This window comes from Sorangium sp. So ce204 (genome assembly GCF_051526795.1).
Lineage (GTDB): Bacteria > Myxococcota_A > Polyangia > Polyangiales > Polyangiaceae > Sorangium > Sorangium cellulosum_B.
This window is the reverse complement of the sequence record NZ_CP150317.1, coordinates 7063907-7080551: the sequence shown is the minus strand read 5'-3', so window position 1 is coordinate 7080551 and position 16645 is coordinate 7063907. Positions and strand designations below refer to the sequence as shown.

Below are 16645 nucleotides of genomic sequence, written 5' to 3'. Positions count from 1 at the left end.
CGATGCGCACGATGATCGAGCGCCTGCGCTGGGAGCTCGGCCGGATCCGCGTCCGGCTGCTCGTCGTGAACCTGGTTGTGCTGCTCGTGCCGGTGGCGGGGCTCGAGTTCGCGCGCCTCTACGAGCGGCAGCTGCTCGGCTCGCTGGAGCGCGACATGGCGAACCAGGCGGTCCTGGTAGCCGCGATGCTCGCGTCGGATCTCGACCGGGGTGTCGAGCTTGGCGCGCTCGATCACCGCCACGTCTTGACCCGGGCCGCGAGGCACACGCGCACGCGCGTCCGGATCCTCGACAGCGCGGGCGCGGTCGTCGTGGACTCGCACGAGAACGGCCCGCCCGAGGGGCCCGAGCCGGCGGTTCCGCGTCTCCTCTCGACGAGCGGCCGTGGACCTGGCTCGTCGGGCCTCGCGGATCTCGCCAGCGGGGTGCGCCATTTCGGCGAGAACGCGCGCGAGAGCTGGCCCGAGGTCGGGGACCGCTCGGAGGTGCGCGAGGCGCTCGCCGGGCGCCGCGCCGCATGGACGCGCGTGCGGGAGCGGCAGCCGGCGGTGTTCCTGTTCCTGGCCGAGCCGATCTGGCGGGGCGGCGAGGTGGTGGGCGCTGTCTACGTGGTGCGCTCGACGCAGCCGGTGCTGGTCGAGCTGCACAGGATCCGCTCGGGGCTCATCCGGGTGCTCGTCGTCGCGAGCCTGTTCACCGGCCTCGTCACGCTGGCGCTCGCGTGGTCGATCTCGAGGCCGCTCGGCAAGCTGTCGCGCGCGGCGAAGCGCGTCGCGGCCGGCGAGCGCGACGTCGTGGTGCCCGTGTCGGGGAGCGGCGAGATCCGCGAGCTCGGCGCGTCGTTCGCCGCGATGAACGAGCGGCTGGGGGCGCGCCTGCGGTACATCTCGGATTTCGCGGCCGACGTGGCGCACGAGTTCAAGTCGCCGCTGACGTCGATCCGGGGCGCCGCCGAGCTGCTCGACGAGGGGGCGGCGGACGATCTCGAGGCGCGGCGGCGCTTCCTGCGGAACATCGAGCTCGACGTGGCGCGGCTCGACCGGCTCGTGTCGAGGCTGCTGGAGCTGAGCCGGATCGAGGCCTCGAGCGAGGCGATGACGGTGCTCGATCTGGAGGCGCTCGTGGCGCGCGTGGTGGAGCGGCGCGCGAGCCCGGGGCAGCCGGTGGAGCTGCGGTACGAGATGCGGACGCGGCTGCTCCGGGCGCGGCAGACGGACCTGGAGACGGCGCTCTCGAACCTCGTCGACAACGCGGTGAAGTTCTCGCCGCCGGGAGAGGCGGTGGTGGTGACCGTCGGGGGCGGGGAGGGGCGGGAAGGGGAGAGGACGGCGAGGATCGCGGTGCGCGACCGGGGGCCGGGGGTGCCGCCGCAGCACCTGCCGAGGATCTTCGACAGGTTCTTCACGACCGACGAGGGCCGCGACGGGACGGGGCTGGGGCTGGCGATCGTGAAGAGCGTCGTCGAGGCGCACGGCGGGGCGGTGACCGTGGAGAGCGCGCCGGGGGAGGGGGCGAGCTTCGTGGTGGAGCTGCCGGTGCGGCAGTGAGGAGCGGGCGGGGAGGGCTGCGGGCAGCGCTCTCCGTGCTCTTTTCGAGGCGAGCGGAGCACGGCGTGGGATGTCGCCGCCCCCTGATACGAGCTACCCCGTCATCTTGTTTTCTTCGGAAAAGACGGAAAGCGTTGGAGCGGACCGCTGGCTTACCGGGCGTGGTGATCTTCATCCGTGCGACGGGTGGCGGGCGCTCGGATACCCGGTGGTCGCTCGGCCTCTTCCGCAGGGGCACGATGCGTTGCTGCTCGCAGGCGCAGCCACGATGCTGCGGCGTAGCTCGCGCGTGGCTGCTAGGATCGCGCCTCGGTCCCGCGGCGAGAGGCAAGGTACGGTGAGACGTCGGCATATCGAAGCCGTGTGTCGCGAAAGTGGCTTTCGGCCACCCATCATCTGCACTCCGGAGGAGCTCGCTTTCGAGGAAAAACCATGACACCTGACCCGATTGTGGACGAGGTCCGTGCGATCCGCGATGCTATCGCTAAGGAGCACGACTATGACATTGACGCCATCTTCGAGGCGCTTCGGCGCCAGGGGGCGGCCGGCGGAACACCCACTGTTCCAATTGTCGCCCGACGAACGCCTGATTTGCAGGATTCCCCCTTGCCGGACTCACCGGAAGAGCCCGCTGAGCAGGGTACTGCGGCGGACGATGTCGAGCGCGATCGCTGAGCGCTGAATCGCACGGCATAACCGATAGTACGCACTCGTGCTGTGGGCCGCCGGTCGTCCATGTCCCTCTGGAGTTCGTCGAGGAATAGCGCGATACGACAGCCTGATCCGATAGTCGACGAGGTTCGCGCAGCCCGCGGAGCCGTGGCGAAGGAGTTCGACTATGACATCGAGAGGGACGCGCGCGCCTTCAAGGCTTGAGAGGTCCACAGCGGGCGCGACGTCGTGCGCCTGCCTCGAAGAATGGCGCCTCGCGGACCCATCGTTCGAAGAGTCCGACTTCGAGCGTGCGCGCGCCGAGGCGATGCTGCGGCAGCTACGGGCGAGGGAGATCGTGGAGCGCACGTACTGGGCTGAGAACGCTATCCCCTTCAGCCTGCGCGTGAAAGCGTTGGAAACCGGGCTGTGGAGCGCGGAGGAGGCGATCGACGGGCTCCGGCGCATCGACTTCGTGAGCCGTCACGTGTTCGTCTTCCATCACCTTCGGCTGTTTCCCGATGCCTCGCTTCGCGCCGTGCTCGCGCTCGTGCGGCAGCCGCAGCCCGGCGATGGCGCGGAGTGGTTCCCCGACGAGGCGGCGCTGACCGCGGTCGCGGTGCGCGCGGTCGCGGTGCGCCTCGCGCGCGCTGAGGGCGCGCCGCGGCGAGGCGCTGCGCTCATGCGCGCCGTCGAGGCGATAGCCGCGGTGATGCCGCTCGTCCCGGCGGTGCGCGCCGTGGAGCTCGCCGGGCGGGTGCTCGAGACGGTCGCGGAGGGGCAGATCGGCAGGACGCAGGCAAGCCATCGGCTAATGGCCATTCCGGATCCGGCTTGGGCCGCGCTGCCGGCCTCCCGGTGGGAGCCGGCGCTGCGCTGGGCGCTGGAGGAAGGGGCGGAGTTCTTCGATTGGACATCCTGGCGGCAGAAGACCTTGCCACGCGAGGTCTGCGCCTTGATCGAGGTGCATGCCAACGCGTCTTCGCCCGCGTGTGAGGGCGAAGTAGAGGCATCGCCGAGCGCCCCCGAACCCGATGTTGGGGGCGCGGGAGGAGAGCTGTCGCCCGAGCAGCGGCTCCGCCGGTGGGCCAGCGAGGCGGCGTTGCTGTCCGAGGCCGAGCGCGCGGCCCTCGCGCCGGAGATCGACGCCGCCGTGCGCTCCGTTCTCGCGCAGCCGGACACGAAGGACGGCGTGCTCTGCGACACGATGGCGAGCCTGCTCGACGCCGCGCTCCGGGCGATCTGGTCGGCGCGCGCACGCGCCGACGCGTGGCGACGCACCATCGACATCAGCGATCCCGCCCTCTTCGCCTATCTCCCGTCGGAGCACTACCTCCACGCTGGGGCCGTCCTCCAGCTCATCCTGCGGCTCGGCGGCGCCTCGGCGCTCTGCGACTTCGGGCGCATGCTCGTCGGCCTTCGACACGAGTCCGCTGCTTGATGCCCTTGATCCGGAGGGCAGGTCAGGGCGCGGGTGGCTCACGCACGCTCATGATCAGATCGATCGCGCCCTGCACCTGCGCCAGCCGCTCCGTGGGCGACAGGCTGAGCATCCAGCGGACGAGGGAGCGGTCCACGCCGTTCTCGTCGTAGGGGCTGTCGTCCCGCTCCTCGGCGGGAGGGGCCAGACGCTCGGGCATGCTCGGAGTCTAGCACCAGGGGGCCGTGGGCACCTCTGCGAGGCGCTCGCCGGGATCCGCGCCAGAGTGGGCGCATGGTCGTGCGCCTGGCCCCCAAGAGAATCATCCCCACACAGAAGGCATGGTAAGCTGCGAGCCCAGGCGTCTGTCGCATACAGCGCCGCTCCCGATCGCGTGAAGCCTTTCCCACCGGGCGCTGCTTGCGCCACGCGCTCAGCCTGCCAGCACGCCCCGGATCCGCGGCTCGAATACCGTCCAGAAGAATCTTACTGAGTCGATGATCTGTGCCCGGTAAGGCGCGAGGTCGTTCCAGTACTCCCCCGTTGCCCCCTCGTAGCGGTAGGCGGGCCACCAAGCGCTGGTGACGAGCTTGTGCGGTTTGATGAGGCCGGCCTCCGCGAACGCCGCACGAAGCTGCTTCGATACCTCCTTGCCGCCGTCAAGGTTATTATTCACCCACACACCGGTGTACGCGCAGCCAGGAGATGTAGTGAAGTTCAGGCGGCCCGATCTGTTCCACTCCAGGCCGATCCCGATCTTCGGAACGAGCTCTCCTTCGCTCGAATCCAGCCATCCTGGCGGAAGCACGAGGACCTTCGGCCAGTCTGCTTCCAGATCTTTGTGAACGTGGGCGTCTAGAGATAGCTCCGAGGCGAGCCCGGCGATCTCATCTGCGCAAGAGCACAGAAACGAGTGCGTGAGCTCGGCGGCGGACTTGCTGACGGCGGCCCACTCCTCGATCAGCGTCTGATGTCGAAGGTAGAATACGGCACGCGGATCGTCGATGCGGTTCATTGAAATTCCCTCTCCAGCGTTGCGAGATAATTGGACACTACCTCACGCCCGCGGGCCGTCGCGCCCTTCCCAGGAGCACGTGCCCACGATGACCGGAGCATCGAGGCGATATCAGCATAGCTAACCTTCTGGAACGCTTCCCGCGCGCTGCCCGTGGCGGTCTCAGGAGCCCGTCCGGAGGGCGACAGGAATACGAACAACGCACCCGGCTCTCGCCCGAAGCTCTCGAAGAGCCGATCGCATTGTCGGGGCTGCTCCCCCGCATCGACCTTGTTCTCGATCACGAGGCAGAGTCCAGGCCCAGCTACGACGACATCGGCACGCGCATTTCCCTTGAACACCTCGAGTGCCGGCTGGGCGCGGTGCAGCTCGGCCGTGAGCGGGGCCGATGTGCAACGGCGCAGCAAGTCCTCGAGAAAGCGGGACCCTAGAGGACCGATCAGGTTGATTTTGCGGTAATTCTATGCGCTTCGATGGAAGGCTCGACCGTCTCGCCGGGCCATGATCTCGTCCGCGGCCGGAGGTGCACGGATGGAACGATGGTCGCCGCCGGTGGAGCTGTCGCGGCAGGAGCAGTCGCTGATGAAGCGGCTGACACGCGTGAGAGCACTGTTCGGCTTTCTCAGGTTGCACCGGCACGAGCTGTTCGATGAGACGTTCCAGGAGCAGCTGGAGGGCATGTACCGGACGACGGGGGCAGGCGAGCCGCCGCATCCGCCGGCGCTGATGTGCATGGTCACGCTGCTCCAAGGCTACGTAGGCGCATCGGATGCCGAGGCGGTGGAGCTGTCCGTGGTCGACCTGCGCTGGCAGATGGTGCTCGGCTGCCTGGGTGCGGCTACGCCCCCGTTCTCGCAGGGCGCGCTGCAAGCATTCCGAGAGCGGATGCTCGCGCACGAGATGGACCGAGTGCTGCTGGAGCGGACCGTGGCGCTCGTTCGGTCCGGCGCTATGACGGAGGGCGAGAGGCGTGCGGTGTCCAAAGCGCTGCGCGTGGCCATTGATAGCCGCCCTTTAGCGGGGGCCGGGCGGGTTGAGGACACGATCAACCTGCTCGGCCATGCTGCACGCAGCATCGTACGCGTCGTGTCGAAGATCATGGATCGACCGCCCGAGGAGATATGCCGCAAGGCTCGCATCCCCCTGCTCCTGGCGCCCAGCATCAAGGCCGGGCTCGACCTCGACTGGAGCGACCCGAAACAGAAGGTGCTGGCCATCCAGATGCTGGAGCGGCAGGTGTCCTCGCTACAGCAGTGGGTGGACCGTCACCTCGACGACGTCGTCGAGCAACCCCTTCGTCCCTACCTCGATGCCATCACACAGGTTCGGGGCCAGGACCTGGAAACAGCCGAAGACGGGACCGTTCGCATCCGGCAAGGCGTCGCGCCTGACCGCCGCGTCTCCATTGAGGATGCCGAGATGCGCCACGGCAGAAAGAGCCGCTCGAAACGGTTTGACGGCTACAAGGAACATATCGCACGAGACCTTGACCTTCCCGTCATTGTCGCCTGCGCGGTCACGCCCGCGAATCGGCCCGAAGAAGAGGGAGCCGTGCCGATCGCCAAAGACATCCAGCATCAGCGGCTGCGCATCGCCGAACTCCACATTGATCGCGCCTACGTGAATAGTCCCGTCGTTGGCGACGTGATCCACGCGAAGGGTAAGGTGTTCTCGAAGCCTTGGGGCCAGCGGGCTCGCAGTCCCGACTTGTTCAGCAAGCGCGACTTCAACATCGACCTGCGCACCAAGACGATCACGTGCCCGGCGGGACAGGTCGAAGCGTTCGAGCCCGGCGACACGGTCGAGTTCGATCCTGAGGAGTGTGGCGCATGCCCCCTCCGAACCAGATGCACCCAAGCCGCCTCGGGACGAGGGCGGACCGTGTCCATCGCCGAAGACGAAGCGCTGCAGAGCAAGTTCCGGGAGCTACAGCAGACCGCACCAGGACGCGCCGTGCTCAGGCAGCGCACCGCTGTGGAGCATGCGCTCGCCCACATCGCGGCGCGGAAAGGACACAGCGCGCGCTACATGGGCGCCAGGAGAAACCTGTTCGACCTCCGGCGCGCCGCAGCGATCCAGAATCTCGAGGCTGCCCAGCGGCTGGTCCAGGAGGCTGCGTAAACTATTGGAATCAGACAATTTTCAATATGTTCGCTGCTCTAGGCCATGCCGGCCCCGGGGATCGAGAAGCCACGCCAGCAGCGCAGAATGGAATAGCTCCTTTCGGCCAAGGCCGAGGATGCTCAGCATGTCGTCCGGTCCACCGACCCAGGCGCCATCACGCACGAGCTCATCGTGCTCGGCGCGGAGATCGGCGAACCGGATTTCCCACATAGCCGCCAGCGCCGTGCTGCTCTGTTGCTCGGCCACCAGGATGGCGCGCCATTCATCCGCGAGGGTGTTGAGCTGCGACTCGTCCGCCGTGAGCTGCGCCGTCCCCTTGGCCCGCTCGTCCGCCAGGATGGCGCGCCACTCGGCGGCTAGGGCGGCGAACTGCGACTCATCGGTTTCAAGCCCTGGTGCGACGTTGGTCATCGGTCTCCTCCACCGGTACCTCCCCTGAAGTAGCCAGAACACGGTCCACGGACAGGGCGAATCCTCGAGATTCGGGCTCGTTGGCTACCCCCGTCCGAGCTTGTGTCCGTCACGCCGCCCACTCCAGCGCGAGCAGCTCGGCCTGCTTGAGCACCGTGTCGACCGCCTTCTCCGTCTTGTCGGGCGGGTAGCCGAACTTCTTCAGCTTGCGGCGCACGAGGGTGCGGAGCTTCGCCCGCACTGTCTCCTTCACCGCCCAGTCGATGGTCACCGAGTTGCGGATGGTCTCGGTCAGCTCGCGAGCGATCTGCGCGAGCACCGCGTCGCCGAGGACCTTCACGGCCGAGTCGTTCGCCTCCAGGGCGTCATAGAAGGCGAGCTCGGCATCGCTGAGCTTCAGGTCCTCGCCTCGCTGCTGGGCGGACTTCATCTCCTTGGCGATCCGGATCAGCTCCTCGATCACCTGCGCCGTCTCCACGGCGCGGTTGCGGTACCGAGCGACGGTCCTCTCCAGTTTCTCGGAGAACGCCTCCGACTGAACCAGGTTGGTGCGCTTCCGGACCTTCAGCTCGTCGTGCAGGAGCTTCCGCAGGAGCTCCAGGGCGAGGTTCTTGTGCTGCATCGCGTTCACGTCGGCGAGGAACTCCTCCGACAGGATGGAGATGTCCGGCCGCTTCAGCCCGGCGGCGGCGAACACGTCGAACACGCCGTCCGTCGAGATGGCCTTCGACACGATCTGGCGGATCGCCAGCTCGACCTCGGCCTCCGACTTGCCCGAGGCCGACAGCGAGGTCTTCACGACGGCGGCCTTCACGGCCTGGTAGAACGCCACCTCGTCGCGGATGGCTAGGGCTTCCTCGTGCGGTACCGAGAGCGCGAACGCCTTGCTCAGCTCCATCACGGCCTTCACGAGCCGGTCGCGCCCGCCGTCGAGCGCGAAGATGTGCTCCTGGGCGGCCGGCAGGAGCATGAGCCGCTCGATCGGCGAGCCGTGCATGAACGCCATGACATCGAAGCCGTGGAACAGGTCGCGACAGATCTCGACCTTCTCCAGCATGACCGGCACCGCCTCGTCCTGCACCTGGGCGGCGTCGCCCTTGCCGCCGCTCTCGGTGTACGTGTCGAGCGCCTTGCGCAGGCTCTCGGCGAGGCCCAGGTAGTCGACGACCAGCCCGCCCGGCTTGTCGCGGAACACGCGGTTCACGCGCGCGATGGCCTGCATGAGGCCGTGTCCCTGCATCGGCTTGTCCACGTAGAGCGTGTGCAGACAGGGTGCGTCGAACCCCGTGAGCCACATGTCGCGCACGATGACGACTTTGAGGGGGTCGTTCGGATCCTTCAGCCGGTCGGCGAGGTCGCGGAGGCGTGCCTTGTTGCGGATGTGCTGCTGCCAGGCCAGCGGGTCGGACGCCGAGCCGGTCATCACGACCTTGATGGCGCCCTTGTCGTCGTCCGGGTCGTGCCAGTCGGGCCGGAGCGCGACGAGCGCGGCGTACATGTCGACGCAGATGCGGCGCGACATGCAGACCACCATCGCCTTGCCGGCCATCGTCTCGATCCTTGCATCGAAGTGCCGGACCAGGTCCTCGGCGATCATCTTCACGCGCTTCTCGGCGCCGACGACGGCCTCCAGCGCGGCCCACCTCGACTTGAGCCGTTCCTTTCGCGACTCCTCTTCTTGCTCGGTGACCTCCTCGAATTCGTCGTCGATGACCTTCTTGAGATCGTCGTTCAGGTCGAGCTTCGCGATGCGGCTCTCGTAGTAGATGGGGACGGTCGCCCCGTCCTCGACAGCGCGCTGGATGTCGTAGACCGAGATGTAATCTCCGAAGACGGCGCGGGTGTTCTTGTCGATGGCATCGACGGGCGTGCCGGTGAAGCCGATGAACGACGCGTTCGGCAGGGCGTCGCGCATGTGCTGCGCGAAGCCGGGCACGAGGTAGCCGCCCTCCTTCGTCTTGACGAGCTTGCTCTTGAATCCGTACTGGCTGCGGTGCGCCTCGTCGGCGATGACGACCACGTTCCGTCGATCGGAGAGCTTCGGGAACCTGTCGCCCTTCTCCTCGGGCAGGAACTTCTGGACGGTCGTGAAGACGACGCCGCCGGCCGCGACCTCCAGCAACTCGCGCAGGTGGCTGCGGTCGCGCGCCTGGACCGGCTTCTGTCGGAGCAGCTCGTGGCAGCGCCCGAAGGTCCCGAAGAGCTGGTCGTCGAGGTCGTTGCGATCCGTGATGACCACGAGCGTGGGGTTCTCCATGACCGGGTCCAGCACGACCTTGCCCGCGTAGAAGGTCATGGTCAGCGACTTGCCCGAGCCCTGCGTGTGCCACACGACGCCGACCTTGCGGTCGCCGCCGGGGCGGGTGGCGCGGACCGTCGCCTCCACGGCGGTGCGCACGGCGTGGAACTGGTGGTAGCCGGCGATCTTCTTCACGACCTCGTCGCGGTCTTCCTCGAACACGACGAAGTGGTGGACGAGATCGAGGAGGCGCGCCCGGTCGAAGACGCCCTCGAGCAGTGTGACCATCTCCAGGGTGCCCGGCGCGGCCACGGCGCTGCCGTCGACCGTGCGCCAGGGGCCGAAGCGTTCCCAGGAGGACGTGAGGGTTCCGAGGCGTGCCGTCACCCCGTCCGAGACAACGAGCAGCTCGTTGTAGACGAAGAGCGACGGGATCTGCGCCTTGTAGGTCTGGAGCTGGTTGAACGCGCCCTGGACCGTGGCGTTCTCGTCGGCGGCGCTCTTGAGCTCGACGACGGCGAGGGGGATGCCGTTCACGAAGACGACGATGTCGGGGCGGCGGTGGTTGTGCTGCCCCTCGATGACGGTGAGCTGGTTGACGACGAGGTATTCGTTCTCGTCGATATCATCGAAGTCGAAGAGGCGGAGGCGCTCTCCGCGGACCTCGCCGCCGGGCGTCGCGATCTCGACCTCGATGCCATCGCGGAGCAGGCGGTGGAAGCGGCGGTTGTTCTGGAGGAGCGAGGGGGTTTCGGGGACGAGGATCTTGCGGAGCGCCTCGTGGATGGTGGTCTGCGGGACGCCGGGGTTGAGGCGGCGGAGCGCCTCGTCGAGGCGGCCGCGAAGGACGACGTCGGCGTAGGTGAAGCGCTCCTCGGCGGGCTCGCCGGGAGCGATATCCGGGCCGTGAAGGCACTCGTAGCCGAGGCGGGCGAAGGTCTGGAGGGCGAGCTCCTCGACGGCCGACTCGGTCACGGCGGGTACGCTGGCGGCGGGGCTCACAGGGCGGCCTCGGCGAGTTTTTCGGCGTCCTTGATGCGGAGCTCGCCGGAGAGGAGGCGGGGGAGGAGGGTGTCGCGCAGGGCTGAGAGCGTCGCATTCTCAGCCTGATTCGCGTGAATTCGAGCCCAGATAGGGTTCGCGAACTTTTCAAAGCGCTCCACGAGCCGAGCATCGGGCTGCAGCACGGGGTACTCGGGGAAATCTTTAAGCCAGATGCGATCGACGGTGGAACCAGGTTGCTTGTGGGCTTGCAGAAAGCTCTGGAACGGCGGCGAGACGAACCAGTGGAACAGAAAATGATTGTTTCTCGCATCCGAGCTCGGGCGCACAAGGGCCGTTCGCCGCCCTAAGCAGCAGCGAAGCCCGGGCGGAATCAGTGCGAAATAGCCGAGCGTTGCCTCATAAGTGAAGACGATGTCCCGATGCGCCGGGATAATGCGCTTCGTCCATGCGGGCCAGTCGACCTCAGAGATATAGCGAGCCTTGGTGAGGTCGAGCGATGTCGGAGTGAAGCACGGTATGCCAAGAAAGATTGCGCCGGTGTCCGATTCCGGCGGTGTTGCGTGTGGGCCATCATATAGTCCCTCCGAGACATCGCGAACCGAATGATACGCCCAGTGCCTTGGAATCGGCCCCAGCTCCGCGTCCTCGAAGCTGTCGGGGAAGAGCGCCGCCGTCTCCGCGTCCATCCCGGCGGGAGCCCGCCCCTCCATCTTCGCCCGCACCGGGTCGAAGTCGACGAACCAGCTCTTGAAGAGCGCCCGCGCCATCGCCTCCAGCGTCTCGTTCATTAGCCGGTTCAGCTCGATCTTGTCGTCAAGGGAGCCGAGAATGGAGGCGATAGCGCGCTGCTCGGCGAGGGGAGGGACCGGAACGCGCAAGCTGTTTATGGACGTAATGTTTATATTCTGCTGGACTGATCCGGTAGCGATCGTTCCGATGAGGTTGCGCCCCATTGGAGAGTTGAATAGGTATCGAAAGAAGAATGGGTCGGCGACGTTGCGATGCAATCGAAAGCGTACAAGAAAGGCTCCGGGGAGAACAGGAATTTGGAATCCAGTGAAGACTGCTGCGGTTCCTACACGGCCACTGCGGGTGATGACCAGATCGTTTACCTTGAGGATATGCTGCTCGAATTTGGATAGATCGAGCTTAGCTAGCGGCATGGACGAGTAGCAAATGTGTCCGTCTTCGGCTATGTCGGTCGTGCGCAGAGTCGCAACGTTGCCGTCTGTCGAGTAAGATGCTCCGCTGAATCTTGGGCCGAATGCACTGTGCTCGCACAAGCTGCCGAAAGGTTCTTCGCGAATCATCCCAGCCTCTGCAGGTTCCTGCGAATCACCGTTTCCAGGCGTCTCGCGTCGGCGAAGTGCGCCTCGAGCTTTGCCACCAGCTTCGGAAATCGCTCCTCGAAAGGCTCGTCGTCGTCCTCCACGTCCTCTGCGCCGACGTACCGTCCCGGCGCCACCACATGCTGGTGCGCACGCACCTCAACGAGCGTCGCGCTTTTGCAGAAGGCGGCAACATCCTCGTATCTCCCCGCGCCTTCGTCGCCGCGCCAGGCGTGATAGGTGCCCGCGACGCGTGCAACGTCCTCGTCGGCCAGCTCCCGCTGCGTCCGGTCGATCATCCGCCCGAGCTTGCGGGCATCGATGAACAGGATCTGCCCCCGCCGATCTCGAAACCGCCCATTCTTCTTGTCCCGGGCCAGGAGCCAGAAGCACACGGGGATCTGCGTCGAGTAGAAGAGCTGCCCTGGCAAGGCGACCATGCAGTCGACGAGGTCCGCCTCGATGATCGCTTTCCGGATCTCGCCCTCGCCTGACTGGTTCGACGACATCGAGCCGTTCGCCAGAACGAACCCTGCCTGCCCCGCTGGCGCGAGGTGATGGATGAAGTGCTGAACCCACGCGAAGTTCGCGCTTCCGGCGGGCGGCGTGCCGTACTTCCACCGCACGTCCTCCTTCAGCCGCTCCTGCCCCCAGTCCTTCGCGTTGAAAGGCGGATTTGCCAGGATGTAGTCGGCCTTCAAATCCTTGTGCAGATCGCGGTGGAACGTGTCCGCGTTCTCCGGGCCGAGGTTCGCCTCAATGCCGCGGATGGCCAGGTTCATCTTGGCGAGCCGCCACGTCGTCGGGTTCGACTCCTGCCCGTACACGCTGATGTCGCCGACGCGGCCGCCGTGCTGCTCGATGAACTTTTCGGACTGCACGAACATCCCGCCCGACCCGCAGCACGGGTCGTAGACGCGGCCCTTGTACGGCGCGAGCATCTCGACGAGCAGCCGCACGACCGAGCCCGGCGTGTAGAACTGCCCGCCCTTCTTACCCTCGGCGAGCGCGAACTCGCTCAGGAAGTACTCGTACACCCGGCCGAGGATGTCCTTCGACTTGTTCCGCTTGTCTCCGAAGCCGATGGTCCCGATGAGATCGACGAGCTCCCCGAGCCGCTGCTTGTCGAGCTGGGGGCGGCCGTAGTTCTTCGGCAGCACGCCCTTCAGCGACGGGTTGTCGCGCTCGATGGCGACCATGGCATCGTCGATGAGCTGGCCGATCTTGGCCTGCTTCGCGTTCGCCTGGACTGCTGCCCAGCGGGCCTCCTTCGGGACCCAGAAGACACGCTCGGCGCGGTACTCGTCCCGGTCCTCGGGGTCGGCGCCCTCGTCGACCTGCGCGGTGAGCCGCTGGTGCAGCTCGTCGAAGGCGTCGCTGATGTACTTGAGGAAGATGAGCCCGAGGACGACGTGCTTGTACTCGGCCGCGTCCATGTTGTTCCGCAGCTTGTCGGCCGCCTGGAAGAGCTTGCGCTCGAAGCCCAGGTCGCCGCCGCCGCGCCCTTCGGCCTGCCCGCCGCCGTTCGCCGCCTTCCCGTTCGCCCTGGCCGCGGCCTTCCCGTGGACCTCCGCCGCGGCCTTCCCGTTCGCCTTCTCGGCCGCCCTGGGCTTCGGTCCTGGCGCCGCCTGCTCGAACGGCAGCGCGCGCTGCGCCTCGGCCGCCGCGGTCGCGGTCTTGCCGAGCAGCCGATCGACGATCGGCGCCTTCTCCTTGCCATGATCGTCGAGGCTGAGCTTCCGGCAGAGCTCTTTCAGCCGGTCGCGGGGGTAGCCGAGGAGGACCTCGGACAGGTCGGCGCTGCGGGCCTGGACGATGGCGTCGATGAGCTGATCGCGGACGCGTCGGTCGCTGACGGGGAGTTCGAAGCGGGCCACCACGGCCAGGAGCTCGTCCCGGGTGAGATGGGTGAGAAGGTCTCGCTTGGTCGGCATGCGGTGCGAGCAGATTACGCCTGCGCCGAATGAGCGATCAACGCCGAGCGCTGCACGTAACGCCGCACGGACGCTGGATGTCTGGCGAGGATGTCAGCGCATGGCCCCTGCCGGCCTACCTCGACGGCGGTCGCTTCGCCCGCGTGCTGCGCGGCCTCCCGCGCGTCACCGCCGGCAGCACGGCGCGGCGCAGCAGAACGCCTGGCTCGACGCCGAGCGCGTCGGCGAGCCGGACCAGCACCACGACCCCAACGTTCGTCTTCCCCCTCTCGACGCGCTGCAGGAAGCCCGTGCTGATGTCCGCCGCCTCGGCGAGCGCCTCCTGGCTCAGGCCCAGGCGCACACGGAGGCGATGCACGTTGGCTCCGATGTACTCGAGCACCACGTCCGCGTGATCGCGCTCCATGCGCCGGGCCTACCTTCGGGCGCGCCACGAAAACACAATCTATACATTGTGTTCTATTGACCGCGCCGGAGCGCGCTCGGTAAGCTGCAAGGCGCACAAAGAAGTGCAGCCCGCGGGCGCGCCAACGCCCCGGGCTGCGTGGCCGAACCCCGAAGAAAGCGAGGTCCGACGTGCAGATCGTTCGCATACTCCCCGATCCCGGGCAAAGTCCCCGTTCCTTCGAGCCCCGCCGCCGCTGCGCTTACCAGGCGCTCGCGCCGGCGGACCGCCCTCCGTCGCGCGGAGGTGCTCGATGAAGCCCGCTCCCGTCGACGTCCCTGCGATGCCCGACGCGGCCCTGCTGGATCTCCTGCTCGGCCGGGCCGACGCGGGCCGCCGCGCGCTCCCGGCCGAGGACCTCCCGGCGCTCGCCCGCCTCTCCCCCGTCGCGCTGGCGGAGCGCGCCGAGGTCGCCCTCCAGGCGGCGACCCGCCTCGCGGCCGCTTTCGAGCTCGGGCGGCGTCTTCACGCCGCGCGCTCGCGCCGCTCGCAGCGCCTGCGGCGCCCGCGCGACGTCGCCCGCTTCTTCCACGCAACGCTCGCGCCGCTCGTCCACGAGGAGGTCTGGATCGCCGCGCTCGACGTGCACGACCGCGCCCGAGGCGCCCGCATGATCAGCCGCGGCGGCCTCCTCTCCGCGTCCGTGCGCCCCGCCGACGTCCTCCGCGCGGCCCTCGAGCTCGGCGCCGTCACGTTCGTGATGGCCCACAACCACCCGGGCGGCGACCCCGCGCCGTCCGCCGACGACGTGCTGCTCACCCAGGAGATCGAGCACGCCGCGCACCTGATCGACGTACCTCTTCGTGACCACGTCATCGTGACGCCTTCCGGGCGCTTCTCCTCCGTCTTCCGGGCCGGCTCGTCCCTCTGAACCAAGGCTCCCGGCGAAGCGGCGCGTTTGCCGCAATAGCCAAATCAGTGCCAACCACTCTATCCCCGCAACATCCCTCGATCTTCTCTCCTCCCGTTCCTCTGCCATCGCCCGCGGACAGCAGGAATTCGACACCGCACCTTCTTCTGCAAATCGCCCTCCCATCAAAATATCCCTGGACAACCATCTTCATCTCATCGATAGCTCACGATGGCCCGTCTGGCATTCCAGCGCAATCCCGCGCTCGTGCCGCGGACGAGGGTGATCTCATGAGCAAATACACAGCATCGGAAGTGATCCAGCTCCCCCGCTTCACGGCCGTGGGGGCGATGGCGCTCGGCGAGCAGCTGCTCACGGCGGCGAAGCCGGCGAAGAAGCAGCTCGTGAAGGGCGTCGCGCGGGTGCTCGCCACGCTGGCGTCACGCCACGACGACCTCGCGTCGGCGCTGCGCGATCAGGTGTCGCTGTCGGAGGGAGGGGAGGCGAGCGAGGATGCTGTCCAGTGCGATCGCGTCCTCGACAATTGCTGGAGCGGTCTCCACGACTTCCTGACGGCGTACACCAAGCTGCCGTCCGGCGCGCCCGAGGCCGCCGAGGCGAGCGCGCTGAAGGCGGCCATCTTCACCGGAGGGCTCAAGTTCCTCCAGCTCACGTATGTCCTGGAGTGGTCCGAGAGCGAGCTCCGGATCCAGCGCATCCGCAAGAGCGGCCTCGACGCGCGCATCGAGGCGCTCGGCGGCAAGCGCTTCCTCGCCGCGCTCGAGGCCGCGCACGCCGCGTACGGCAAGGCGCTCGGCGTCACCGCGCCTGCGGCCACGGCCGCGGCGGCGCCGCCCAGCGTGCGCGACGCGCTCGCCGCATTCACCGAGGCGCTGCGCGCCTACGTGATCAAGGTGATGGGCTCCGTCGAGCCCGACGAGCCGGAGACGCAGGAGCTCGCCGACAAGCTGCTCGCGCCGCTCGCGAGCTGGAGCGTCGGGTCGAGCGGCCGCGGCGCGCCCCGGAAGAACGACAAACCCGAGGGCGACACCGCGGCGCCCGCCCCGCCCGGCGCCCCCCTCCAGCCCGGCGCGCCGACGGCCGCGCCCGTGGCCGCCGATAGCTGATCCCGGCTGCCTGACGCGCACCGCCGGCGCCGCGATCTTCTCCCGCCTCGTCCCCTCCTCGTGACCCCGTCCCGGGGCCAAGACCCCGCAGATCCCTCTGTACGCTCCGGACGGCGTGGCCGTCGCCGCCGCGGCTGTGCCATCCGGGTCCACCGGCACATCCCGGGGCGGCCGGCGCCGCACCCTGTGCCACCTCGGCCTCGGTCTGTGCCAAGTCAGGAGGGTCCGACACTGGCTCAACCGCAATGCATTGCGACACACCGGGGACCGGACCCCTCCGAGGCGCTCCGGAGAGCGTCTCACCAGGGTCAAGTTGTGTCAAAGTTCGCTGTCCATCTCGTTTTTCTGTGCCATCGACCCCCGGATCCGCAGCGTATTGTGCCAGATGGAGGGGTCCGGACCCCTCCCGACCGCAATGAAGAGCGCTTGCCGGGGTGCCGGACCCCCTCCGGACCGCAACGCAGAGAGCCCGCGCGGGCGCCGGACCCCTCCGGATCGCAGCGCAGAGCGGCCGCTGGCCGACCGCCCATCCCCTCGGGCGTCGCGGAC

The 16645-nt window shown here is 67.8% G+C and carries 14 protein-coding genes; 6 read left to right on the top strand and 8 right to left on the bottom strand.

The features are described from left to right. Positions 1 to 2 precede the first annotated feature (2 nt). From WMF22_RS26455 to WMF22_RS26445, 3 genes are all read left to right on the top strand, one after another. A complete protein-coding gene (locus tag WMF22_RS26455; RefSeq protein ID WP_438031584.1) occupies positions 3 to 1547 on the top strand; it encodes an ATP-binding protein in 1545 nt (514 codons plus the stop codon). A gap of 432 nt (positions 1548 to 1979) precedes the next feature. Beyond that, positions 1980 to 2222, top strand: a complete 243-nt coding sequence (locus WMF22_RS26450; protein ID WP_438031583.1) for a hypothetical protein — start codon at positions 1980 to 1982, stop codon at positions 2220 to 2222. A gap of 382 nt (positions 2223 to 2604) precedes the next feature. Next, entirely contained in the window at positions 2605 to 3639 is a 1035-nt protein-coding gene (locus WMF22_RS26445) for a hypothetical protein (RefSeq protein WP_438031582.1), read from the top strand. A 22-nt stretch (positions 3640 to 3661) separates the two neighbouring features. Here WMF22_RS26445 and WMF22_RS26440 read toward each other — a convergent pair whose 3' ends face one another. From WMF22_RS26440 to WMF22_RS26430, 3 genes are all read right to left on the bottom strand, one after another. Then, complete coding sequence (locus WMF22_RS26440; protein WP_438031581.1) at positions 3662 to 3838, bottom strand: hypothetical protein; 177 nt, start codon at positions 3836 to 3838, stop codon at positions 3662 to 3664. Positions 3839 to 4051: 213 nt separating this feature from the next. After that, a complete protein-coding gene (locus WMF22_RS26435) occupies positions 4052 to 4633 on the bottom strand; it encodes a hypothetical protein (protein ID WP_438031580.1) in 582 nt (193 codons plus the stop codon). Then, positions 4630 to 5040: a PD-(D/E)XK nuclease family protein gene (locus WMF22_RS26430; RefSeq protein ID WP_438031579.1), complete on the bottom strand. Its 411-nt coding sequence runs from the start codon at positions 5038 to 5040 to the stop codon at positions 4630 to 4632. Before WMF22_RS26430 ends, WMF22_RS26435 begins: the two co-directional genes overlap by 4 nt. Before the next feature lie 124 nt (positions 5041 to 5164). Here WMF22_RS26430 and WMF22_RS26425 point away from each other — a divergent pair, with 124 nt between their 5' ends. Then, positions 5165 to 6754: an IS1182 family transposase gene (locus WMF22_RS26425; RefSeq protein WP_438031578.1), complete on the top strand. Its 1590-nt coding sequence runs from the start codon at positions 5165 to 5167 to the stop codon at positions 6752 to 6754. A 21-nt stretch (positions 6755 to 6775) separates the two neighbouring features. Here the strand turns inward: WMF22_RS26425 and WMF22_RS26420 are convergent, their stop codons facing one another. The 5 genes from WMF22_RS26420 to WMF22_RS26400 all read right to left on the bottom strand — a co-directional run bounded on the left by WMF22_RS26420 (position 6776) and on the right by WMF22_RS26400 (position 14080). Continuing rightward, complete coding sequence (locus WMF22_RS26420; RefSeq protein WP_438031577.1) at positions 6776 to 7168, bottom strand: PD-(D/E)XK nuclease family protein; 393 nt, start codon at positions 7166 to 7168, stop codon at positions 6776 to 6778. A gap of 109 nt (positions 7169 to 7277) precedes the next feature. Next, positions 7278 to 10409: a type I restriction endonuclease subunit R gene (locus WMF22_RS26415; RefSeq protein ID WP_438031576.1), complete on the bottom strand. Its 3132-nt coding sequence runs from the start codon at positions 10407 to 10409 to the stop codon at positions 7278 to 7280. After that, entirely contained in the window at positions 10406 to 11575 is a 1170-nt protein-coding gene (locus WMF22_RS26410) for a restriction endonuclease subunit S (protein WP_438031575.1), read from the bottom strand. The genes WMF22_RS26415 and WMF22_RS26410 overlap by 4 nt, the downstream gene beginning before the upstream one ends. 143 nt (positions 11576 to 11718) lie before the next feature. Next, positions 11719 to 13227 (bottom strand): type I restriction-modification system subunit M, encoded by a 1509-nt coding sequence (locus tag WMF22_RS26405; RefSeq protein WP_438037284.1) that lies wholly within the window; start codon positions 13225 to 13227, stop codon positions 11719 to 11721. A gap of 562 nt (positions 13228 to 13789) precedes the next feature. Further along, on the bottom strand, positions 13790 to 14080 hold the full coding sequence (locus WMF22_RS26400) for a helix-turn-helix domain-containing protein (RefSeq protein WP_438031574.1): 291 nt from the start codon (positions 14078 to 14080) through the stop codon (positions 13790 to 13792). A gap of 292 nt (positions 14081 to 14372) precedes the next feature. On the opposite strand from WMF22_RS26400, the gene WMF22_RS26395 reads away from it, so the two are divergent. Then, positions 14373 to 14990, top strand: a complete 618-nt coding sequence (locus WMF22_RS26395) for a JAB domain-containing protein (protein ID WP_438031573.1) — start codon at positions 14373 to 14375, stop codon at positions 14988 to 14990. A 269-nt stretch (positions 14991 to 15259) separates the two neighbouring features. Beyond that, on the top strand, positions 15260 to 16096 hold the full coding sequence (locus tag WMF22_RS26390; protein ID WP_438031572.1) for a hypothetical protein: 837 nt from the start codon (positions 15260 to 15262) through the stop codon (positions 16094 to 16096). Positions 16097 to 16645: the final 549 nt, after the last annotated feature.